Here is a 22,158-nt window from a genome sequence, read left to right as displayed (position 1 = left end):
ACAATTAGGCAGCTGTCAGAGGAAGCATGACGGAAAAGTTCGATTGGCTCGCAACAACAAACCAGTTAATTCGCACATATTATTATGATGGAGAGCTGCTCATTGAGGATGATTTTAATCGGGAGCAAAAGTATTTGCGTGATCTGATTCGTCAACAGAACTTGTTCCTGTTTGGTCCCGGTGTTGTCTCTGGTCTTGAGTTGAACTGGGATGAAGATAATGGCGTTACTGTGACTCTCGGCATGGCTTTCGATTACCAAGGGAGACCGCTGATCCTCGACTATGCTACCGAGGAAAGTATGAGTTACCCTTTAAACGTAGGTGAGCTTGATCCTGGTGCAAGTTACACGGTCTACATGGCATATGGCGAAGATCCCGACGACGACCAGAGTAAGCAAGCTGGTCATTTGGTTGCCGAGAGTGTCCAGCTGGCGTATGTCAAAGGCGATTCGGTACCTACGGATCCTGACCGTGAGGATGAGAACGGGATACAGATGCCGATAGGGATTGCTCTTGGCACCTTCACGACCGACGAAAATTCACAGCCCAATGGTGCGGATAGTTCTGGACGGGAATCGGTCGCGTGGGGCCCGGAATCGGCCACATCTTCACCCAGTGACGCCGCGCTGAAGGTCGAGGTATCTCCTATCGATGGCGCCCTCGCTCGCGTCGCCAAGCTGAATCCCGTGTCCTTCGCCTGGCGCTCCGATCCCGCACGCCGGCGCCGGCTGGGGCTCATCGCGCAGGAGGTCGCGGGCGTCGTGCCCGAGATCGTGGGGGAGAACGCCGCGGGCTTGAAGACGGTCGCATACCAGGAGCTTGTGCCCCTGCTGATCCGGTCGATCCAGGAGCTCAGCGCCCGTGTCGCGGAGCTCGAAGCCGAGGGCGCTCAGCGAGGCGGAGGGCGAGGGTGAAATCGCCGGAGTGCGAGCGTATCGCCTTCTTCGACGGCCAGCTGCTCACCGCCTCGGTCTTCCGCGCGGACCAGCGCTACTTCGAGCAGCTGATCGCGGAGCGCCACGCTGCGCTTCACTCCGCGGGCATCGTTCAAGGGCTCACGCTCTCGCTGACGGTGGGCCCGAAGAATGCCGTGAACGTGAACCCCGGGATGGCGATCGACGACCAGGGGCGTCCGCTCTTCCTCGACAAGCCGAAGAGCCTCGACCTCGGGCATCGACGGGGGACGGAGCTCTACGTGCTCCTCGCCATGGCGGAGCGACCGGACCCTGCTTCAGCTTCCTCCCAGTACGAGGCGCAGGGATTCAAGCGGTTCTTGCTCGAGCCGCGCATCAAGCTCGTGGAGAAGGGCGAGGCTCAACGCGAGGCGAGCATCGTGCTCGGAAAGTTGACGATCGACGACGACGGCAAGGTGGCGATTGATCCCAACACGCGCGCGTGGAGCGGCGTGCGCGTCGGCCAGGCGGCCTTCGTGCTCGACGGCACGGACCCCGAGCCCCCGAGCCTCTGCGCGAGCGTCGACAAGGAAGAGCCTCGCGCCTCGGCGCTGGAGGTCAGCGCGGACCAGGCCTCGTTCACGGGCGCGCTGAAGATCACGGGGACGCTCACCGTGTCGAACGCGCTCGGCCTGGACAGCCCCACCCTTCTGGGCGGCCCGCCCGGTGAGGAGAACCTGCTCGGTCCGGCGCCGCGCGACTGGCCGAAGGCGCAGCTCGACGTCACCGGCACGGGCGGTCCGCTGGACAAGGTCCTGTTCGTGGGGACCGAAACGAACACCTCGCCGGGGATGATCGAGCCGGTGCTCGCTCTTACCTGCGAGGGCAATCTCGGCGTGGGCGTCGAAGCGCCGACGGCCAAGCTCGAGGTTGACGGGGACCTCCTCCTCGACGGCGACAAGACGATATTCTTTGGAAAAGAGGGTTCGCTTCGTGGCCCGAAGGGGGAGACCGTCACCTTCCGCAAGCGCGGCCTGAAGGTGGCCGTCCCTTGGCCTCTGACGATCACGCTCCAGGCCGGAGGCGACTCGAGGAGCGGATGCTCGGCTCTGGAGATCTTCCCTGACAGGGTGAATATCGACCCGAGCGATCAGCTCGTGTCTCCCGACGCTGGCGCGTCTCTCGACGCGATGCTCAACGTCGAGGGAGCCGTGCAGTCGCTGCGCGGCGGCTTCCTCATCGGAGCCCAGCAGACCCCGCAAACGACCGCGCACCCCACGCTCCCCATCGGCGCCGTGATCGATTGGTGGTCGGATCCGAGCTCCCCCACGCCCCAATGTCCCGAGAACTTCCAGCTCTGCGACGGTGAGACCGTCTACGATAAGGATAGCCCGCTCCACGGGAGAGCGGTCCCCGACCTCCGGCGCTATTTCGTCCTGGGCACCACGGACTCCCGAAAGGTCGGAAAGACAGAAGACGGTGCTCACCGGCACAAGCTGGTCGTCCCGCCGCACAAGCACTCGGTTGACCATGGTCATGGCGGCCCGCTCCCCTTCGCCTCGGGCGAGGCGAGCACCACATCTCCATCCAAAGGCGGCGGCTCCAACGGGCTAAGCGGAAAAAAGCATACGCATATGATCGACGTCACCGTCGATCCCACGAGCGGGCTAGAGTGTGACGAGTCCGCTATACCCTCCGGCGAACTGCAGACGGGCCCTCCAGTGGCAGAGGGCTCTGCAGAGGGTGAAGGCTCTCCACCGGTGGGTAGTGGCTCCGACGAGGTTCTGCCGCCTCACTTTGACCTGTTGAAGATCATACGGATCAAGTGACCGAGGTGCTCCTGATGGCGAATGAGACGTCGCTGCGCCGACCCAACTATTTCCCCGGAGAGTTCCTCACCGTGGGCGATTACACCGCCGAGCAAGGCTACGTGGACGCCCTCCGCTGTGCGCACGACTTCGGGCTGCACACGTGGGGCATCGCGGTCGGGCTCGACGTGACGCTCGAGAGCGGCATGGTGACCGTTTCTCCGGGGATCGCGTTCGATAGGAGCGAGCACATCCTGGTCGTCGACGATCCGTGGTCAGGCCCGACTCCGCCGGACGACGCCTGCCTGGTCGCCAGGAGCACAAGGACGTCGGTCTATGCCACGAACAAGACCAGGGTTCCGTGGACGCGCGAACAAGTGAAATTCTCCTGGTACAAAAAGGCCGAAATCAACGTAGAGAGAGAGATCGTCCTCGCCGAGCTCAGCCATCCGTCCTCGTCGCCGGTCCTCACGACGCGCTGCCGCCGCTATGTCAGCATGAGCGCCGGGGCGCTGCGCTTCGCGCACGCGCTGCTCCCCAGCGACAGGGAGCCGAGGATCGTCGGCTGGTCGGCGGGCGACCAGGAGAGCGCGACGACGGGGCTGCGCGCGAGCGCCGACGAGGTGCGCTTCCGGACGCGGAGCGGAGGCGCCCCAGCCGTCAAGCTCTCGGTGAAAGGGCCGGTCACGATCGGCACCACGGTCCACAGGGCCGTGTTCGAGGTGAGAGCCCCCAACGCGCCGCTCGCCGGCCCTGGGACGATACGGAGCAGCGGCAAGGCCGTCTCGGCCACCGTCCCCGGTAACGGCGCTCCCATCCGCATCCCCATCGATCGGATCGTCGCGCCCGGAGACCGGATCTTCACCCAGAACCTCGCCGGAAATCCGGTCCAGGCCGACGTCAAGGCCGTCGGACCGGGCGAGACGGTGTCCACGAGCGAAGAGCTGAATGCCGAGGATGCGACGTGGACGTTCCAGCGGGCGCGCGTCGCGCGATTCGCGTGCGGCGGCGAGGCTGCCCTGCTCGTGTGCAATGTGGGTGATGGGGAGCCACGCGTCGGGCTCGGGACGGAGAGCCCCGACGAGTGCTTCACGGTGTCCGGCGGCGACGTTCGGCTGACACGCACCGAAGCCAGGGCAGGGCAAACGCACCAGAACCGGTATGATGACAGTGAATCGGGAGGAGGCAACGTCGTCTTTGCCGGCGGCGGTGGAATCCAATCAAGAGCGTCCATCGCGCCAGAGATCCGCTTCGAGGAGCGCGGCGGTGTCGAGCTGCGCACCGAAAAGACGATGGATCTGACGGCGCGGCCACCGCCGAGCCCGCCCGGTGCGCGACAGGTGGCGCTTCACCTCTCCGACGAAGGCACGGTGAGGCTCAGCGAGGTGAACGGAGGGCACAGCCAGCTGAGCTCGAAGCCGAAGCTCGTCGTGGAGGGCGCCATCCGCGCGTCGAAGGGGTTCATCTTCCCCGATGGCACGGAGCAGAAGGAGGCGGTGATCGCGGTGCCGATCGGAGGGATCATCGACTGGTGGCGTCCGGATGCGAAGCGCCAGATCCCGGAGGGATTTGCGGTCTGCGACGGGTCCAAGGTGAGCGCACCGGGTAGCTCCCTCGACGGAAAGACCCTCCCCGACCTGACGGGCTACTTCGTCCGCGGCGCGTGGGACGGGAGCCAGATCAGCACCCAGGGCAACGACGGTACACAGCACGTTCACACGTTCGGCGAGCTCACGCATCAGCACCTCTTTCGGCATTCGCACACCAGCTCGGCCACGGTCGATAGCGGCGCCGACGGCGCGGGCCAGGGGTCAGGGCCCGGGGCGAGCTGCATCCTCGCGCATGAGCACACACCGGTCGTTCTCGTGGATCCAGCGGATACCGTGATGACCGGCGTCAGCAGCGAGGGCGGATCGCGCGCCCCCGGGTCGACGAGCCCCTATCGAACCGGGCCGGCGGCCATCACGCCGCCGTATGTCAAGCTGCTCAAGCTCATGCGGATCCAGTAGGAACGAGGGGGTCGGGAATGGAGAGGCCTAGCTTCACCGCGGACAAGCTCCTCCGGGCGATCGATCTCTCGCAGGAGCAGCGCTATCAGATCGACAGCTACCGAGCGGCCAATCGGGCGCTCCACACATGGGGCATCGCGAGCGGGCTCGACGTCGTCCTCGACCCGGAGGACCCGAAAGGCGTCGTGGTGCAGCCAGGCTTCGCGCTGGACTCGCTCGGCCGCGAGATCGCCCTCGCCGCGCCCGAGAAGATCGACTTTGGTGTGGTCCGACAGCCGGAGTCCTTTGTAGCGCCGTGGAATTTTCGCATCACGATCTGCTACCACGAGGACGCCGCGTCGCCGGCGCGCGACGCGCGCGGGCTCGAGTTCAGAGCGTGTGCCGTCGCGCCGCGCGTCTCCTCCCGATGCGTCTCCGCCCGCTCGACCCGCCGCGATCGCGATGAGGAGCCATCGATCGAGATCCTGCTGGCGACGATCGGTTTATCGAAGGAACGTTACGTTGCCTCCATCGACGTAGACGGCCGGCGATACAGCGGCGTGAGGCTCCACCATGTGGCCTTCAACCCCACTGGCACGGGGGACGACGGAACGAATATCTCCGCGATAGAGCCCGGTGAGCTCCAGTTCCAGGCGAGCGAGATGGACGTCTTCGGCTCCGTGGTCGTCCACGGGTCGATGAGCGTCGGCAGCGGCGTGGCTCCTTCGAACGTGGGCCTGGAGGTCGTCGCCAAACCTTGTAACAAGCTGCTCGCCGTGGTGAGGTTCGGCGACGGGCGGCCGTTGCTCGCCGCGGCGAGCAACGGGTGTGTCGGTATCGGCACGGAGAACCCACAGTCCAGGCTCCACGTCAAAGGCTCCCTCGCGCTCGGCGCCGGCTGCGCGCTGGTGCTCCCGGAAAATGGGCAGCTTGGGATCTTAAAAGGCGGTTCGGGGCAGAGCCATCACCTCTCCGACGGGATCGCCTTCAAGGCGAGCTCGCTCGCGGTGATCTCCAAGGGGGATATCCGGCTCACCTCGGGCGCGAACGCTCAGACGACCGACGCCACGCTCGTGGTGTCCGCAAAGCGCGGCCACGTCGGGATCGGCACGTCTGACGCCGAGAGCGAGCTGACCGTCAACGGTATCATCTATGCGAAGGACGGGCTCGTCTTTCAGAACGGAGAGAGGCAAACAGAGGGCGAGCGCGAACTCCCGATCGGCGCGATCCTCGACTGGTACCTGTGGCCGGAGGAGCGCAACAGCCCCAGGCTCCCCGCGGGGTTCCAGCTCTGCGATGGCTCGGAGGTCGTCGATGCGAGAAGCGAGCTCGCAGGCCTGCGTGTCCCCGATCTGAACGAGAGGCTCGTGTTGCCGATCGCCGGCGATCAGGCGCCCGGGGAGGTGGGCGGCGGAGCGGCGCACACGCACCAATTCAAGTGGCAGACCACGCACAGCCATGGCATCCAGCACACGCATCCGGTGAGCATCGAGCTCGAGCGCACGGGGCCGGAGGGGACAGCGAACGAGAGCTCCTACTACGGAACGGAGGAGCTCGCCGGAGCGGACCACGAGCATCAGATCACGGCGAGCACGTCAGAGTATTACCCCCTCCAGTCAAGCACCTTCAACGGCCAGTCCACGCAGGAGACGGAGGGCGCAAGCTCGCTGCCCAGATGCATGCGTCTCCTCAAGATCATACGCATCTGGTGACAGGGGAAAGCCGTGCCGAACGTGATCCTTGTGGCGAGCGCGACGGAGATTCTTGCGACGGAGATCGAAGCGGGGCTCTCGGCCTTCGCTCACGACGTCGAGCGCATCGACGCCGGCCGCGCGTCGCTGGGCGAGCTAGCCGCGGCGTTCGCCGGGGCTGACGCCGTGGTCGTCGTGCGCCCTCGGAGCGGCGCGGAGATCGTCGCTGTCGGCACCGCCTTCGGCCTCGGCAAGAGGCTCGTGCTGCTCGACGCCGGGCCGGAGCTCGCTGCGGTCCCGGGCGCGGTGCACGCTCCGAGCATCGACGCCGCCGTGACGAGCGTCCGCGCGCTCGAGCCGATGCCCCTGTCCCGAGAGCAGGCTGGCTCCTCCGGCGACATCGACACCCCGAGCTGGCTTCGCCGTCTTTACCCCGAGGGGCTCTCGGAGAGCGACTGGACGGTCGAGGAGCAGGTGCGCGCGCTCGCGAGCGGCGGGGCCCGCTTCCTCGTGAGCGCACACCGCGCGGGCTATTTCCCGCTATGGCCGATGGACGGCGTCGATCTTTGCGGGGCGGACCTCCGGCGCGCGGACTTTCGAGAGCTCAGCTTCGCCGGCGCCCGCCTCGACGGGGTCGACCTCAGCGAGGGCGATCTCCGCGAGGCGAGCTTCCGCGGCGCGAGCCTCGTGGGCGCAAAGCTCTCTCGGGCTCACCTCCGCGGCGCCGATTTCCGCGAGGCCAACCTTCGCTCCGCGGTCTTCCACAGGGCGGAGCTCGTGCGGGCGCGCTTCTCTCGCGCCGATCTGCAGCGCGCCGACCTCTCCCTCGCCGATCTCTCGGGCGCCGATCTCTCGGACGCCGACCTCCGCGGCGCCTCGCTGAAGGGCGCGTGCCTGGCCCAGATCGTCGCTCAGGGAGCGAACATCGAGGGCTGTTTCCTCGAAGGCATTCTCCTCAGCGACGCGGACCTGAGGGGCGCGCGCCTCTCGGGCGCGCGCCTCTCGCGCGCGAACCTGACCCGGGCGAACCTCTCGGGCGCGCTGGTCGACGGCGCCGATTTCAAGGGCGCGCACCTCGCCTCTGCGATGGGCGTGGCAGCGCCGGCTGGCCGATCTCGATAGGAACCCACAACGCTCTTCAACCGCTCCAGGGGAACGACGTGCAGCTCATCTATCGCCGTGTTCGCGTCATCCTGCTCAACGCGACCAACGAGGCGCTCACCGTCGAGGGGGCCGAGGTGCTCGTCGGGGCGTGGTCGGCCGGGCGGGTCATCAGCCATGGTGAGACCGTCGCGCGGCAGAGCGCGCGCACCTTTGGGACCGAGTCGAGCACGCTAGGGCGCGGCACCGAGGCATTCGTTCGGTTCGCCTCGACGACCGGATATTTTCAACTTCATTGGCATCTGCCGTGGGTGGGCGAGCTTCGCTGCGAGCCCGTGCACGACGACGTGGCGCGACGCATCACCGTTTACACGAACGACGACGATCCGGCCGATGTCGCCGTGCTCATCACGCTGCCTCCTCACCGAGACCCTCTGCGGTGAGGCGCGCGGGCTGGGGACCTTCCAGAGGAGGTAAGTATGGTTGCCATTCGGAAGAGCATCGATCTCATCCTGCAGAACAGCACCAACGAGCTTTTGACGATCGAATCTTACAACTTGATTCGCGGCGAGTGGGGCCCGGCAGGGCCGCCTGTCCGCGGGGACGTCATCCCGAAGCAGGGCTCGAAGAGGTGGATGAGCCTGTCGAAGGCGTTCACCGGCGTGGACGGCTACCTGCACCTCGGGTCGACGAAGGGGTACATCAAGATCACCTGGCATGTCCCGCTGTCTGGCATGCAGAACCTCGCGGTCGATGTCACCGTTCCGGACAGGCTCGCGTCCCTCGCTCCGTGCTACAACACGGAGCTGGCCGATTATCCTGTTGTCCTGGTGACGCTCGTCCCGAGCCTGGTGGGGTCTCCGCCAGACAGGGGCGAATGAGCGACGGAGGGACGACGGGGGGCCCGGGGGAGCAAGGGTTCGGTGAGGCGAGCGGCGCCCCGCGCCGCTCGCAGGAGTGGAACACAAGGAGTGCGTGCCTCGAGCGCGCCGGAGGGTGCAATGGCGACCACGTATCGCAGCGTGAAGGTGATCTTTCAGAACAACACGAATCAGACCCTGACGGTGCACGGCTGCGCCGTCCTCCGGGGGATCTGGACGAAAGACGTGGAGGCGAAGCAGGGCGCTGACATCCAGAAGCAGTCGGTTGCGGTCTGGGGCAGCGAATCCCAGGAGATCGTGGCCGGCACGAGCGCTTTCGTGCGGGTCGGGTCGGTGCACGGGTATGTCAAGGTGTCGTGGTCCCTCCCGTGGGTCGGCGCGTTCGATTTCAGCGCTCAACCCGAGGAGACCCTGAAGGACGTCCTCCGGGTGCTCCCCTACGAGGTCGATGACAGGCGGCCCGACGCCGTTGTCGTCTCGGTAACGCTGGAGGAGGTGCCGCGGCCCGAATCGCCGCCAGCGGGATGAGAGGCCAAGGGGACGCGCTCGGTGGAGAGGTCCGCCTCGCCGAGGCTGCACCGCCTCCGGCTCCCTGAGCTCACCTGAGCTGCTCGCGCTCTGCCGGCCGGCGCTCTCGCCGTGCAGCTGCCCGCGGGCTCAGCGGAGCCGGCCGGCGCTGCACGGCGAGCTCGCCTGAAGGCGGCGGCGCTGCCCGGCTCCTCCGGAGGCGGCACCGACGGGCGAAGGATCACCCCGTACGGGCGGCAGAAGCTGCCGGGGCACCTGCTCGTCGAGCGCCTCGGGCTGCTTTCGCCCGAGGTGCGCGACGAGCGCGCCACGGAGGTGGTCCGCATCGGCGAAGAGGTGTCCGAGACGCTGGAGTGGAGGCCCGCGAGCTTCGTGCTGCTGTGGATCGGGCGACCCAGATCTGCCAAAGAGGGCGAGCCCGAAGACGGCGTCGTCAATCGCGGACGTGGCCGACAGCCCTGTCCGCGGTACGAGGGCGACGTCCACGCGGACGCATCGAGCGTTTACGAGGAGCTGTTCCGGATCGAGCAGATCACGGAGGTGGGCTGCTGGGCGCATTGGTCTGCCCGATGCGGCGGCAGCCTCCGGACGAAGGAGTGTATGCGCTCAGTGGGAGGGAGCGCCGCTTCCGGATGGCTCCTTCGTGTTACGTCCCAGAGCTCTAGGTGCCGTAGTTTATCGATACGGCAGTGGTGTTGTAGTTGCCAGTCGGGTTTGGGATCACGGGGTTAGGAATATTAAGCCCCGGATGCGATTGCGGCGTAATCACTACCGTTGCCGCGCCACTCTTCGGCTTGTTCGCCGTGATCGTGATCTCCTGGCCAGCGCAGAAAAGCTTAACGGTGAAGCCGAATTGATTGAAGTTGATAGTGTCTATGTAGCTTCCGACCCAAATAGAGTTGTTGCCATCAGGTGGGATGACCTGGCCGTCGTAGGGCTGCTGACCGTCACACCAGTCCGCCTCGTCATTGGCCAGGCTAAAACTCACCACCTGGAGTGCTTCGCGGAGGTTGTTTACGATCTGAACGGAAATGCTGCGTTTGCCCTGAGCCGCTGCCACCAGCCATTTAGCACCAGGAACTGATTTGTCGCCAATCGGTCGCAGATCCAACATGTTTATCTCCTTCAGCTATCTCGGCTAGAGTGTGTCTTGCCTCGGTCTGAGTGCGTCTCGGACTGTATATATCACAACCGAGAGCTGTCAAGCGATATGCAGGCACTGACGTCGAGAATGTTGCTTTTCACGACGTTCGAATAGTTTGCGCGGCCAGGCCGGTCCCCCGAGTATTGCTGGATCTGAGCAGCTATGGTCTCGCGAAGGTCTTCGGCGATATCCTCGGCGCTGGCACCGGTGACCGTCGAGCAGCTCACGCTATCCTTTGGATCGCCGGTGTCCAGGTTGATGTGAGCGCCCGCCTGGATAAGGGTACCCTGGTCGTCGAACCAAAGCATCAGCACGCAACAGTCCGCTGTCGGCGGCGTGTCCGGCCGATCGATCCTGGTCGAAACGAACAGACCCTTTTCTCCATAGGAGACCGAGGTGTCCGGCTTCCACACCTCGTAGTAGAAGCGGTTGTTACTATAACTCGCGGCATCCCCATCCTGTTGATCCCACCCGTAACCAGCATTGAGCCGGGCTCCCAGTTGCTCCATGTTCAAGTGGATCATGGCTTCGATTCTCCATTCACATGGTCTCGCTCTCGGACGAAGATGCACGCGTCGATTTTGTTGATCACGTGGTTGATGATGGCGGGGAAGTTGAGTTGACCCGGCTTGGGCCCGAGCTGGACGAGGAAGCCGCCGGCGTCGTTGAAGAGCTTGCCGGATAGCTGCACGACCAGAGGGATCGCGGGCGATGGTTTCGGCGCGCTCCAGTCGAGATTCAGCGATTGCGGGGTGCCGCGGACGGTCAAGGTGCCCTGAGCGCTCTGCAGGGCTCCGTTCGCGGTGAACACCAGGTTCAAGGTGCATTCATCGACGACGCCGTTGCGATCGACATGCTGCGCTGTCGCAGCGACTGTCATACTGGTGACTTGGTTGTGGCCGTCAAGCTGCCACGTGCACACCGGTAGCCGCAGGCGGTAGTCCCTGGAATAGATCGTGAACGTGGCGGAGGCGCCGCCCTCGTCGTTCCAGCCGTTCGGGAGCCTCTCCCCGAGCTCACAGTAGTCGAGGAGGATGGGGTAGCTCCGCTCGAGCGTCCTCTGCCATGGAGTGTTGGGATCATTGGGTTGGGAGCCGTCCGACCCAATCCAGGCGTTGCACGGGAACTCGCATGGCGTCCGCGGGATGTTGTCTTGAACGGTGAGCTTGACCAGCCACCAGCCTGCGTTCGAATTTTCGTTGTCGGTGCGGACGGTGACGGAGATGGGCTCGCCGATCTCCTCGTCGATGTCAATGTCGAAAACGTCGGTCTGGCCGAGCTGAAAGGGCGGGCCGCCCCCCTCGCGGTCTTTGAGCGGGTACTCTTTGGAGGACGCCTGCCTGCCGTGGATGGTAACGAAGATATGCGAGTATGTCTGAGCATACTGCATAGTCCCGGTTACGGTCGTTATCTTGTAGTGTGTCATGGCGTGTTCGCCCTGTGTACAAATGTTGTACTAGCGTTTTCGCAAGAGGGTCCAGCCGCATCGCCGGCCGGGTAGACTCCCCTGCGTCTTCCCATGAGGCGAGGCTATTGCCGCCTGGGAGCCTTCCTGGCTCCGTTGACCTGGGCCATGAGACTCCAGGCAGGTTTCTCATGTCAATTACAAATGCAATCGAGGTAACAGGTCCGGACGACGTGGCGCTGCTTCCGTACCCTGTGTCGTCATGACATTGGGGTTCAACGTGGGCGGTCGCGTGGTGCCGACGCGGAAGGCCCGAGCCGCCTCTCCCGGCGGTAGCCCCCGCCCTCGAGGCGTCGGGACCTGAGACCGCGATGTGCCGGACCACCGTTCAGATCTCCGCAGCGCGCCTGGGTGCGCCTGGCTCTCACCCGCTGGCGCCCGGCCTCATACGTGGCACACTACCGGATCGACGAGAGCGAGCCTGCGAGCGCGTCTATGTGTGGACCTGGCGGCGTCATGCCGAGCGCTGGTCGGGCGAGGTGCACACCGGACACGGGTCAGCGCTGTCCGTCTCGGACGGCATCAGCGCGACGAGCTCAGGGAGGCTTCAGGCAAAGGGCGCTCGCTGCCTGAATGCAGGCCCGTGCGGCGACTACCCCGACGTCCACCGGACCCTCATTGCCTGCGCTCGCTCGCGAGCAGCGCCCGGTACGCCTCGAAATCGTCGCCCATCACCGCGCGGATTCGCTCGGGGGCGAGGGGCCGGAAGGCGTTGTTGCCCACCCGCTTCCGGCTCACATTGGCGCTGTGGATGATGCCCACGATGAAGGAGTCGTCCTCGAGCGCCGTCATCGGACTGGCCCGATCGCTCCATACGAAGCGCGCGTCCTCGCCGACGTTGATGTCCGGAAACGGGTTCTTCGCCCAGAGCGCCTTGCGGTAGCAGAGCGTATTGCCTCCGAACCACCGTGACGGCCCGCCGCCGTAGACGAATTGCCACGTTTTCCCGGAGGCGGGCTGGTAATAGAGAATACGCGAGAGGCCCGAGAGCGCCGCGCGCTCGGCGAGCAGGCGCTCGACCTGGTAGCGGATCCGGTTATCGGCCATCCAGTCGTCATCGTCCCAGTGGATGATCACCTCGCCTCGCGCCTCGCGGCAGGCATAGTTGCGCTTCCACCCCACCGTCCGCCTGGAAGGCAAGCGCAGGTAGCGAATGCACGGATCGTCGGGGACGATGTCGCTCACGGGATCCGCGCCGTCATCGACGATGACGAGCTCGCGGTTCGGGTAATCCTGCTTCTGGAAGTGGCGGATCGCGTGAGGAATGAAGCGGCGGCGGTCGGCCGTGGGCATGATCGCGGTGACGAGCGGCTGCTCCGAGAGCTCGATTCGCAGCGGTGGAGCGGGCGGCGGGGCATCCAGCGCTGGGGCGGGTGCCTCCGATCCCACACCTCGCGCAGCCAGAGGCCCGGCTTCAAGCGGCGCAGCCCGTTTCTTGAGCAGGATCATGCTGCCTTCGGCGTGCACCTGGACGTACGCGCCTGCGCAGAGGATCGCGTCCACCACCCGCGTCACCCCGGGATATCCACCGCCGTAATCGTGAAAGAGGACATACCCGCCCTCGACAACCCACGGATCGAAGTGCGCGAAGTCACTGCGCACGCTCGCCTCATCGTGCAGCCCGTCGACAAGGAGCAAGCTTACCGGGCCTGCCCACGCCACCTCGGGCGCGCGCCTCTGGAGGGGCACGATGTACGCGCCGAGCTCCGCGTGGGCGATCGTGCGGTCGAATTTGAGCCGCGTCGGCGGTGTGCTCACGATCCGCCAGTCGCGGGCGCCCACGCGGCCGTCATGCGGATCGATGGCATAGATGCGGGCCTCCGGCCGCAGGGCCTGGACCACGCGGCCGAGGACGACGGTAGCCTTGCCGCAATAGCTGCCGATTTCCACCATCGCGTGCGACGCTGGCAGCTCCTCGAGCGCGCGAGCGGCCGCGGTGATGACCAGATCGGCCTCCTCTTCCGAGAGCCAGCCCTCGATGGCCTTCATCTCGGCGAGGATCGGGCAGCGTAGGAGCAGGCGCGGCGCCTCGCCCGCGGGCTGCGCCTTCTGGAGCACGACCAGGGTCCCCACGGCCCCGATCCGGCGATAGGAGCCGGATGCGCAGAGCTCGTCGACGACCTGGATGACGCCAGGAAAGTAACCGGCATGATCGTGGAAGGCCACGTACCCGAACGGCGCGATCCATCGCTCGAAGTGCTCGAAATCCTCGCGTACGCTCTCGTAGTCGTGCAGGCCATCGACGAGGAGCAGACTCACCGGCCCCTGCCATGCCACCTCGGGTGCGCGCTTCTCGATCGTCACGACCTGCTCGCCCAGGCCCGCGGCCGCGACGGTGAAATCGAACCGCGCGCGCGTCGGGGACGTGACCGACAGGCCGGTGTCGCGGGCGCCGACTCTGCCGTCGTGCGGATCGATCGCGAAGAGCCGCGCCTCCGGCTGGATCGCCTGTGCGGTGCGGCCAAGCACGAGCGTGGCCTTGCCGCAATAGCTGCCGATCTCCACCATCGCGTGGGTGGCTGAGAATTCGCACAGAGCGCGGCCGGCGGCAGCGATGAGCAGATCCGCCTCGTCGTCCGAGAGCCAGCCTTCGATCGGCCGCATCTCGGCGAGGACGCGCGTGGCGAGGAGGACATCGCGTCTGTCTCGGGGGGCGCTCTGCGCCCACGAGAGAGCTTCGGGCCCGGGGGGTGGAACGGGGCCGTTCTTGCCAGCGCGCTCTGCCGCGGCGTTCGCGGGAGGCAACGCCGCTGCGGGCTCGCCGTAGTTGCCGAAGCGAGCCTGGATATGGCGCCGGAGCGGGTCCTGCGAGCGCCTCGGGATGGGGTGGACCCAGTAGACGCGCGGATCGGCAAAGGCCGTGTTGAGCTGCGCGACCGAATACTGGACGCGAAACTTGACATACTCGTAGCTGCACGGGTTCTCGGCGACCTCATAGCCGAGGAGCGCGGTGAGCGTCGGGAAGAGCACCTCCTCCGTGGCCCACATGCGCGAGCGCTGCAAGATGGCCTGGAGCTCCACGTCATGGAAGAGCGAGACGATCTCGCGCGCGGCCGCGGCGGTGATCACCGTCGAGGGCCAGAACGTCCAGTGAACGAACTTCGCCTCCCCGTCAGGGAAGCGCCGGAGAAAGCGCCGCCAGAGGTCAATCTCGCGGCGGGCGGCGATCGCCGGCGGCGTCGTCGGGACGGGACCCTGAGGAGCGGGGGAGTTGCCGAGCAGGCCCACACGCGGTCGCGAAGCGAGGAACGCCTCGAGGTGGCCCGAGTAGCCGGGCCTGGTCGCGAGCTGGTCCGAGTCGACGATCGTCATCGCGTCGAACGGAAGCGACTCCAGCGCAAAACGCATGCAATCGACGGCGAATCCGTGCAGGTAGCCCCACTTCATCGGCCGCGGCGCCGGGTGGACCATGGCGCCGTACTGCTCGAAGGGGAAATCGTCGCCGAGGAGCTTGCGGTTCGTGCCGCCGTTGTAGAGGAGGATTGCCGATGCAGGATCGAGGTAGTGGAGATTTCGTATCAGGTCGATGACGCTCTCACGGTCCTCGTGCACGAGGCAGGCATAAACGTTCCGGAAGGGCATGTGCTCACTCGAAACGAGACACGAACTATGGGGCGCGGCGAGAATCTGCTCGTCAGGCAGATTGACGGAAACTGCCATAACATGCCTTCGACATAATTCAAGACCCGATCCTAGACACGCCGGACGAACAATCTTCAGTCTCATGGGGCCGCGCGAGCTCCGATCCTTCGCCCGCGGGCCCGGCGAGCCTTGCCATCGACGCGCGTGCGCCGCTAGTGTCATGCATCATGCCGACCGCGAACCGCCGCCGGCTCGTAGCGCACGCGATCGGCCGCTTCCTCGAGCAAGATTGTGCCGTGCACCGCCCAGAGCCCCGCGGCGGAGATGCGTCCGCGAGCCAGGAGACACCGCGATGAACGAGGTGATGTCGAGGCGCGACGCGCCTCCCGTTTGGACGTACTGGGAGGGTCCCTGTCCGCCCTACGTGGAGCTCTGCCTCGACAGCCTCCGCCGCCACGCGGGCGCGCGGGTGCTCGATCGCGCCTCGTTCGACAGGCTCTGGACGAGCGATCGCGATCTGCCCATCGACGCGCTGTATGTCGCGCACCGCGCCGATTACATCCGCGCGTATCTCCTCCGCCACTACGGCGGCTTCTGGATCGACGCCGACTGCGTGCTCCTGCGGCCCGTCACGCCGCTCGCCGCGCTGCTCGACCAGCATGATCTCGTGACGTACCGCGAGCCGGCCGGGACCATCGCCAACAACTTCCTGCTGGCGCGGCCTGGCGCGCCCGTCGTCGCGGACTTTTACGCGCGCGTCGCCGCGCACCTGCGCGCGCGCCGGCCGATCGACTGGCTGGAGATCGGCAGCGTGCCGCTGATGGCGGCCATCGAGGCGCACCCGGGATCGACGCACATGCTGCCCACCGCGTGGATCATGCCGGTCTGCTGGAGCCAGGCCGCCCGCTTCCTCGACGAGGTGGCGCCGGAGCCCCGGGACGGCCTCGTCGACTTCCACGCGCGTTTCGAGCCGGACGCCTACTGCTACATGCTCTCGAACCACTCGATGCCTGCGTGGCTCAAGGGGAGCAGCCGGTCCGAGGTCCTGTGTTCACCCATGTTTCTTGGCCATCTGCTCCGCACCAGCCTTTCAGGAGACCCTGCCATGTCGAGCCATCCTTCCAATTACGCGTACTGGCATCAGAGCGGCGGCGAGTGGGCGTCGGAATACGACCGGCGCAAGACGAGGCACTCGTTCTATCACATCGCCGAGATGATGATCGCCGACCACGTCGCGCACCACGCGCCCTGTCGCGTGCTCGAGTTCGGTTGCGGGCCGGGGCGGCACCTGCTCAACCTGAGCCAGATCGAGGGGGTCGACGTGCATGGCTTCGATCAGAGCCCGACGATGGTGGAGGCCGGCTTCGGCTGGGCCTCACCCGAGTGGCGGGCCGCGCACGTCACGGTCGGATCGCCAACGGGGGCGCTGCCGTACCCGGATGGCCATTTCGATATCGTCTTCACCTCGGAGGCGCTGCTCCACACCCGCCCCGAGGACCTGAAAGGCCGCCTCGCCGAGCTGCTCCGCGTCTGCCGGGGGCACGTGCTGCACCTCGAGAACACGCCGTCCTGGACCGGGTACTCGGCGTGCCACAACGGCTGCTGGGGGCACGATTTCGTTATGGCCTATCAGGAGCTCGGGCACACGTGCGAGGTGCTGCCCTCGGGGTTCACGCGGCAGACGCCGTACCGGACGGCGGTGCGGCCCGAGTCGGTGACGTGGACGTGGCGGCCGGCGATGCTGGCGCTCTACCGGCGCATGGAGGAGCAGCTCGAGGAAGGGTTCCAGCGTGCCGGGGCGGCGGGGTACGCGTGAGCGAGGCCGGCGCGCGGGCGGGCGCGAGGCTTCCTGGAGGCGCCGACGACAACAGCAAGTACAAGTCCCTGATGCAAGGCGCCCGCGCCCACACAGGCGGCATCGGTCGCGCGCCGTGCCCGCTCTCGCCGCCGACGATCACCCAGTCAATCTCGCCCATCCACGGGCTCAGGTCGATCGGACCGAGGAGGGGCTCGCACGACAAGAAGCGGATCACCGCCGAGTGTTGGAGCAGCGCCGGGATCGCCGGGCGGCAGCATACCCGCGCATCGAGGGGACCGCCTTCGGTGCCCGAGTTCGCAGGGCCACCTCTTCCGCTCGATGCCTATGCCTGCCTGTGCGTGGAACTGGCCTTGAATCCGGCGGCGAGCCTCGACATCCTCCGTCGCTACGGCCTTGACGAGCAGCAGCAAAGGCAGCTCGACGCCTTCTGGGGCGCGCGGATCGCGATCGATGCCGCCCTGCGAAGCAACTGGGAGACCTTCTGTTCCGTCCACCGGGCGCGACTCCTCCGACCTCAGCGCCCTCCGCGCTGAGTGTGCGCTGCGGCGTCGCCGAGCCCGTTGCTGTGCAGCGCGGCGCCCAGCGCGTCCCGAATGACGCGTATTCGTGGCTCGGCCGCGCTGCCCCGGTCAACCGCGTGGGCGACGGGCGCCGAGCGGAAACGCGGTGTGCCTCCGAACCAAAGGGCACGACGACGTCAGGAAGAATTCGTGGGTTTCTCTTCCTGCCTTCCCGCCTTCCTATTGATTCTCTCTGGCTCTCAACCTGATTTCAACGCGCCGCGACGATCTCGTGCCTGAGTGGAATCTTCTACTCCGCGAGTTCGGCGTCGGGGGGCCGTTCCATCTCCGCAGGGCTGGTGGGCCCCGCAGCTTTCACGCGCTTGAAGGGCCGGATCCCGCCCGACGAGACGAGGCTGTACTCGGCGCCCCTCGCTGTCCCGGCTCTCGCCACGCGGCCGCGAGCCACGAGCGCGCGAAGCGCGACGTACACGCTCCCGTTCGGTAGCCCGCTGCGCGTGGCGATCTCCGTCGCCGTCCCTCGCACGAGGGACCGCACAGTTTCGAGCACCACGGCCTCCCGATCGCTCGTCGAGGCTCCCGTCGCGGTCATCGTGCCAGCCGTGGCTCGGTCCGCGCCGGATGCCGGTGCCGAGGTCCTCCTCGCGGCCGGTGCCGAGGTCCTCCCCGCGGATGGTGCCGTCGTCGAGGAGCTTGACGCTCCCGAGAGCGCGCCCTGCTTCCCGCTCCTCGTAGGCCTCGCCACGCTCCTTTTGGCCTGCGCGGGCACCTTCCGAGGCTTCGGACGGCGCTCCGAGGAGGCGTTCGTCGCTGGCCGTTCCAGATCGGCCAGCATCGTCGTCACCGTCCGGTGCGCTGCGGCGCGGTGCTCGTCCTGAACCCGTTCGACCAGGCTCAGGATGTCCTTTACGAAGCGGTCCACCCGCTCCTTGATCGCGTCCGAGGCGTTCATCGGGGGCGCCGTAGTAGCACGAACGCTCCGACAGTCGAGAGCTTGCAAGCAGGCTGGGCCGGTCTGGGCAACCGGTGGCGTCGACCACGTGAGCGAGGACCCGGATCCCGAAGGCCATCCGCGCGCTCCGCGCCGGCATGTCTTCGGCAACGTCCAGCGCGCTCTCGGGTCAGCCCCGCCGAGCGGACTCGCCAGGCGTGCGGGAACGAGCGTCCGGTCGAATGCCGCTGCCGCGCGCCTCCCGGCACCCGCTCACGCCATGGGGGCGAAGGGAGCGGGGAGGGCCTTCCGGGCATTCCGAAGATCACGAGCCCAGGGCCCGCGCAGCGCGTGTCCGGCAATGCGGTGTTGAACGTAGAGGTGCTTGCCCCCGGATCTCTCGCCGGCGACGTTCACCCGGGGCTGGCTCGCGGGCGCCGATCGCGGGCCGCCTGGGCAATGGCAGCGCCCTGAGCCTTGCCGTGGGAGTTCGCGGATCGACACCGGCGTCGGGCCCGGTCGGGGAGCTACCCCGCAGGACGCCGCGGGCGATCGGCCTCTGCCGTTGACACCGCATGGGCGGTGCGGGAGGATGAGCTGACGCAGCGACCGTGAAGGCATCACACAAGCCCAGTCGCTGCCTCGTCGTCTCGCCCTGTTCAATCGTTGACGGCGGATAAATCGGACGAAGGCAGACGCGGTGCCGTGAGGGGGCGCGCGGCACGATGGGGGTGGGGGGAGGACCACCAAGGGGCAGCAGACGGATGACGCCCATGGGCGAGCGTGGCATTCGGCTCTTCCCTTAACAGCGGTCGTAACTCTCGCTCCTATGCGAGCGTTGGAGTCACCATTGCATGCAAAATACATCTCGACCGCAGGTGGATAGCAGCGCTCCCCAGCCTCTCACCGGCCGCGCCCGGCGGAAGATCGTGCGTGCGCTCATCCGCGCAGAACCCCGGTCCAACGGGGCGGGGCCGCCGCGGCTGGGGGTGATCGTGCCGGGCATCGGAACGGCGATCGCGCTGCTGGCCGACCCGACCGAGCTCCAGCGCGCAGGCCACGAGGCGCTTGGTGATGTATTTACCCTATCGCTGTTCGGGCTGCCTCTCACGTTCGTCGGTGGCAAGGACGCCGCAGAGCGCTTCATCGACGCGGGCGAAGAGCTGAACCTCGTGGACGCGTACCGGCGGCTCGCCGGCAGGATCCTCGGCGAAGACCTCTTCGTCGAGGTCCAGCCCCACGTGCTCCGCGCGCTCTCCGGCGCGTCCGTGCGTCGCCAGAGCGGCCCTCTCGCGGATTTCACGGCGCGGTTCCTGCGCGCGCGGCTCGCCGGCGTCGGTGAGATCGACGCGCTCGCGCTCGCCAACGACCTCGTGCTGCACATGGCTTGCCGGTTCGTGTGCGGCGACGCCATCTCCGAGGCGCTGTGCGACGAGCTCGCGCGCCAGTTCCACATCCTCGAGCGCGAGCTGAACCTCACGGGCTTCTTTCTGCCGATCGAGACGCCCTCGGCGAGGCGCCGCAAGCAGGCGCGCGAGCGCATCCTCTCGATCTTCACGAGCGAGGTGCGGCGCGTGGCGGCCGAGGGCAGCGCCGATCCGGAAGGTTACCTCCACGCGGTCATCACGAGCTCCGTCGGGGACGAGCCCACGGCCGCGACGCCCGAGCAGCTCCGCAATGCCGCGCTCGCCGTGATGGGCGCGGTGCTCGGCGCGCACACGAACACGGCCATGAGCCTCGCCGCGAGCCTGTCGGAGCTGCTGCGGCACCCGCGGGCGCTCGCGGCGGTGCTCGAGGAGCAATCTCCCGTCCTCCAGGATGGGCAAGCCCTCGATCTCGGCGCGCTCTGCCGCATGCCGGTGTTGCTCCGCTCGATCAACGAGTCGCTGCGTCTCCATGGCAACGGCGGCCTCTGGCGGCTCTCGCGGAGGCCGGTGGAGCTGGGCGGCCACGTGATCCCGGCCGGCAGCCTCATCGGAATGTCGATGGGGCTTGTCAACGGCGACTCGTCCTTCTACCACGATCCGGCTCGCTACGAGCCCGAGCGGTATTGCGACATGAAGACGGACGCTTTCCAGAGCCCGGCAGTCAAGGATCGGCGGTTTGGCGCGTTCGGGCTCGGCCATCACCTCTGTCCTGGCCGGACGCTCGCCTATACGATGCTGGGGATCGCGCTCACCGTGCTCCTGCGCGACTTTCGGATCGAGGTGCTTCGCCGGCCGCGCGCATGGCTCGACCTCATGATGGGCGGCATGGCACGCCCGGTCGGTCAGCTCCGTCTCCGCGTGACGCCTGCGCGCCGCGCGCCCGCAGGCGTGATCCAGCGCTCGAGTGCAGTGAACGGTGAGGTCGGTTTACCATGACCCATCAAGTGGACGACCCCCTGGACGTTGGCTTCATGCAGCTCGCCGTGGACGCCGCGAGCGACACCCTGCGCGCCGGCAACATGCCGTTCGGCGCGGTGCTCGTGCAAGGCGGTCGGGTGCTCCAGGTGAGCAGCAACCAGCGGCGCACGGCCAACGCAGGGCAGGGAGACTGCACCGCACACGCCGAGGTGGTGTTGATCCGCGAAGCGACGGCGGCGCACGGCCCGGAAGCGCTCGAGGGCGGCACCGTGTACGCGAGCGGGGAACCTTGCGCCATGTGCTCGGGGGCGTTGTTCTGGGCGGGGGTGAGCCGCATCGTCTACGCAGCCAGCACGCAGGACATCATCGCGGCGCTCGGCGGGCGGGCGCTGCCGGTGCGCTGCCACGAGGTGCTGGCGAACGCCTCACCCGCCGTGCGCGTCGATGGGCCGGTCTTGCGAGAGGCCGCCGTGGCGCTCCTGCGAAGCGCCGTGGAGCGGTCGTAGCCCGCTCCGCGCCCCGACGGGCCATCACCCTGCCCGCGCGGCGCCCTTGCCGATCTCCACGATCCGCGCCGCCAGCCGTTCGGCCGCCGGAGGCAGCTCGGCGCCGCGGCGGGTGACGAGCCGGTAACACACGGTGCCCAGCTCGGGCACGGGCCGCAGGATCACCCCGCGCGGCGGCGCGCAGATGCCGTTCACGACGGCGACGCCGAGGCCGAGCGCCGCGAACTGGAGCATGAGCGGCCAGCCGTCGGCCTCGATGGGCGGATCGACCTCGTGGCCGAGGCGCGCGATGGCGCGGCCGATCAAATCGCGGTGCGATCGGCCCGCGGGGGGCAGCACGAGGCGCTCGCCCGCGAGATCCATGAGGCGCAGCGAGCGGCGGCGCGCGAGGCGATGGCGGCGCGGCATGGCCACGCAGAGCGGCGTGCGCAGCACATCGCGCGCAACGAGCTCGGGCGGCACGAGATCGAGCACGCCGACCGCGAGGTGCGCGTCGCCCGCGCGCACGGCCGCGCAGGCCGACGGCGCGCCCAGCGTGAGCAGGCGGAGGCTCGCCCCCTCGGCGGCGAAGCGCGCCAGGGCCGGGCCGAGCAGGTAGAGGAAGGCGCCCTCGCCGGCGGCGAGCGTGACCGACTCGCGCTGCGGCTCGCCGCGGAGATCCCGCGCGAACGCCTCGGCCCGCGCGACCGCGTCGCGGGCGTGCGCGGCCACGCGCAGGCCGCGATCGGTGAGGCGGATCTGCTTGCCGGTGCGCTCGTAGAGCGGCGCCCCGAGCTCGTCGCCGAGCCGGCGCACCCGCTCGAAGAGCGCCGGCTGCGAGAGCCCCACGCGCCGCGCGGCGTGCGTGAAATTGAGGGTGTCGGCGAAGGCCACGAACGCGCGGAGGAGGTCGCCGTCGAGTATCGGTCCAGCCGATGGCATATCCGATCATTCTAGTCGACGCCGATGGTCCGGT

The 22,158-nt window shown here is 67.3% G+C and carries 17 protein-coding genes and 1 pseudogene; 11 read left to right on the top strand and 7 right to left on the bottom strand.

Annotated features, from left to right (window positions below):
- Nucleotides 1–26: 26 nt before the first annotated feature.
- The 8 genes from WMF19_RS23485 (at nucleotide 27) to WMF19_RS23450 (ending at nucleotide 8,890) form a co-directional block, all read left to right on the top strand.
- The gene (locus tag WMF19_RS23485; RefSeq protein ID WP_437901125.1) at nucleotides 27–914 is read left to right on the top strand and encodes a tail fiber domain-containing protein; all 888 of its coding nucleotides are present in this window, start codon (nucleotides 27–29) and stop codon (nucleotides 912–914) included.
- The gene (locus WMF19_RS23480) at nucleotides 911–2,722 is read left to right on the top strand and encodes a hypothetical protein (RefSeq protein ID WP_437901124.1); all 1,812 of its coding nucleotides are present in this window, start codon (nucleotides 911–913) and stop codon (nucleotides 2,720–2,722) included. The genes WMF19_RS23485 and WMF19_RS23480 overlap by 4 nt, the downstream gene beginning before the upstream one ends.
- Before the next feature lie 14 nt (nucleotides 2,723–2,736).
- Nucleotides 2,737–4,710: a hypothetical protein gene (locus WMF19_RS23475; protein WP_437901123.1), complete on the top strand. Its 1,974-nt coding sequence runs from the start codon at nucleotides 2,737–2,739 to the stop codon at nucleotides 4,708–4,710.
- Between the two features lie 17 nt (nucleotides 4,711–4,727).
- Nucleotides 4,728–6,401: a hypothetical protein gene (locus WMF19_RS23470; protein WP_437901122.1), complete on the top strand. Its 1,674-nt coding sequence runs from the start codon at nucleotides 4,728–4,730 to the stop codon at nucleotides 6,399–6,401.
- Between the two features lie 12 nt (nucleotides 6,402–6,413).
- The gene (locus WMF19_RS23465) at nucleotides 6,414–7,502 is read left to right on the top strand and encodes a pentapeptide repeat-containing protein (protein ID WP_437901121.1); all 1,089 of its coding nucleotides are present in this window, start codon (nucleotides 6,414–6,416) and stop codon (nucleotides 7,500–7,502) included.
- 38 nt (nucleotides 7,503–7,540) lie between these two features.
- Nucleotides 7,541–7,924 carry a hypothetical protein gene (locus WMF19_RS23460; RefSeq protein WP_437901120.1) on the top strand — a complete coding sequence of 128 codons (384 nt, stop codon included), beginning with the start codon at nucleotides 7,541–7,543 and terminating at the stop codon, nucleotides 7,922–7,924.
- A 36-nt stretch (nucleotides 7,925–7,960) separates the two neighbouring features.
- Nucleotides 7,961–8,362 (top strand): hypothetical protein, encoded by a 402-nt coding sequence (locus WMF19_RS23455; protein WP_437901119.1) that lies wholly within the window; start codon nucleotides 7,961–7,963, stop codon nucleotides 8,360–8,362.
- A 120-nt stretch (nucleotides 8,363–8,482) separates the two neighbouring features.
- Nucleotides 8,483–8,890, top strand: a complete 408-nt coding sequence (locus WMF19_RS23450) for a hypothetical protein (RefSeq protein ID WP_437594357.1) — start codon at nucleotides 8,483–8,485, stop codon at nucleotides 8,888–8,890.
- Between the two features lie 661 nt (nucleotides 8,891–9,551).
- Here the strand turns inward: WMF19_RS23450 and WMF19_RS23445 are convergent.
- The 4 genes from WMF19_RS23445 to WMF19_RS23430 all read right to left on the bottom strand — a co-directional run bounded on the left by WMF19_RS23445 (nucleotide 9,552) and on the right by WMF19_RS23430 (nucleotide 15,159).
- Complete coding sequence (locus WMF19_RS23445; RefSeq protein ID WP_437901117.1) at nucleotides 9,552–10,004, bottom strand: hypothetical protein; 453 nt, start codon at nucleotides 10,002–10,004, stop codon at nucleotides 9,552–9,554.
- 71 nt (nucleotides 10,005–10,075) lie between these two features.
- On the bottom strand, nucleotides 10,076–10,558 hold the full coding sequence (locus WMF19_RS23440; protein WP_437901115.1) for a hypothetical protein: 483 nt from the start codon (nucleotides 10,556–10,558) through the stop codon (nucleotides 10,076–10,078).
- Nucleotides 10,555–11,460, bottom strand: a complete 906-nt coding sequence (locus WMF19_RS23435) for a PLAT/LH2 domain-containing protein (protein WP_437901113.1) — start codon at nucleotides 11,458–11,460, stop codon at nucleotides 10,555–10,557. The genes WMF19_RS23440 and WMF19_RS23435 overlap by 4 nt, the downstream gene beginning before the upstream one ends.
- Before the next feature lie 654 nt (nucleotides 11,461–12,114).
- Entirely contained in the window at nucleotides 12,115–15,159 is a 3,045-nt protein-coding gene (locus WMF19_RS23430) for a class I SAM-dependent methyltransferase (protein ID WP_437901112.1), read from the bottom strand.
- A gap of 274 nt (nucleotides 15,160–15,433) precedes the next feature.
- Between WMF19_RS23430 and WMF19_RS23425 the strand changes: the two genes are divergently transcribed.
- Entirely contained in the window at nucleotides 15,434–16,897 is a 1,464-nt protein-coding gene (locus WMF19_RS23425; protein WP_437901111.1) for a methyltransferase domain-containing protein, read from the top strand.
- Between the two features lie 79 nt (nucleotides 16,898–16,976).
- On the opposite strand, the pseudogene WMF19_RS23420 reads toward WMF19_RS23425, so the two are convergent.
- A pseudogene (locus WMF19_RS23420) lies at nucleotides 16,977–17,141 on the bottom strand (DUF5131 family protein); the annotation flags it as partial.
- A gap of 569 nt (nucleotides 17,142–17,710) precedes the next feature.
- Entirely contained in the window at nucleotides 17,711–18,013 is a 303-nt protein-coding gene (locus tag WMF19_RS23415) for a helix-turn-helix domain-containing protein (RefSeq protein WP_437901110.1), read from the bottom strand.
- A gap of 1,193 nt (nucleotides 18,014–19,206) precedes the next feature.
- Between WMF19_RS23415 and WMF19_RS23410 the strand changes: the two genes are divergently transcribed.
- Together WMF19_RS23410 and WMF19_RS23405 are read left to right on the top strand one after the other, a co-directional pair.
- A complete protein-coding gene (locus WMF19_RS23410; protein ID WP_437901109.1) occupies nucleotides 19,207–20,715 on the top strand; it encodes a cytochrome P450 in 1,509 nt (502 codons plus the stop codon).
- Complete coding sequence (locus WMF19_RS23405; RefSeq protein WP_437901108.1) at nucleotides 20,712–21,203, top strand: nucleoside deaminase; 492 nt, start codon at nucleotides 20,712–20,714, stop codon at nucleotides 21,201–21,203. Before WMF19_RS23410 ends, WMF19_RS23405 begins: the two co-directional genes overlap by 4 nt.
- A gap of 24 nt (nucleotides 21,204–21,227) precedes the next feature.
- Here WMF19_RS23405 and WMF19_RS23400 read toward each other — a convergent pair whose 3' ends face one another.
- Nucleotides 21,228–22,124: a LysR family transcriptional regulator gene (locus WMF19_RS23400; RefSeq protein WP_437901107.1), complete on the bottom strand. Its 897-nt coding sequence runs from the start codon at nucleotides 22,122–22,124 to the stop codon at nucleotides 21,228–21,230.
- Nucleotides 22,125–22,158: the final 34 nt, after the last annotated feature.

Origin of the sequence: Sorangium sp. So ce124, assembly GCF_051525235.1 — a bacterium.
Taxonomy (GTDB): domain Bacteria; phylum Myxococcota_A; class Polyangia; order Polyangiales; family Polyangiaceae; genus Sorangium; species Sorangium atrum.
The sequence above is the reverse complement of the archived record's forward strand: the minus strand, read 5'-3'. Positions and strand labels throughout refer to the sequence as shown.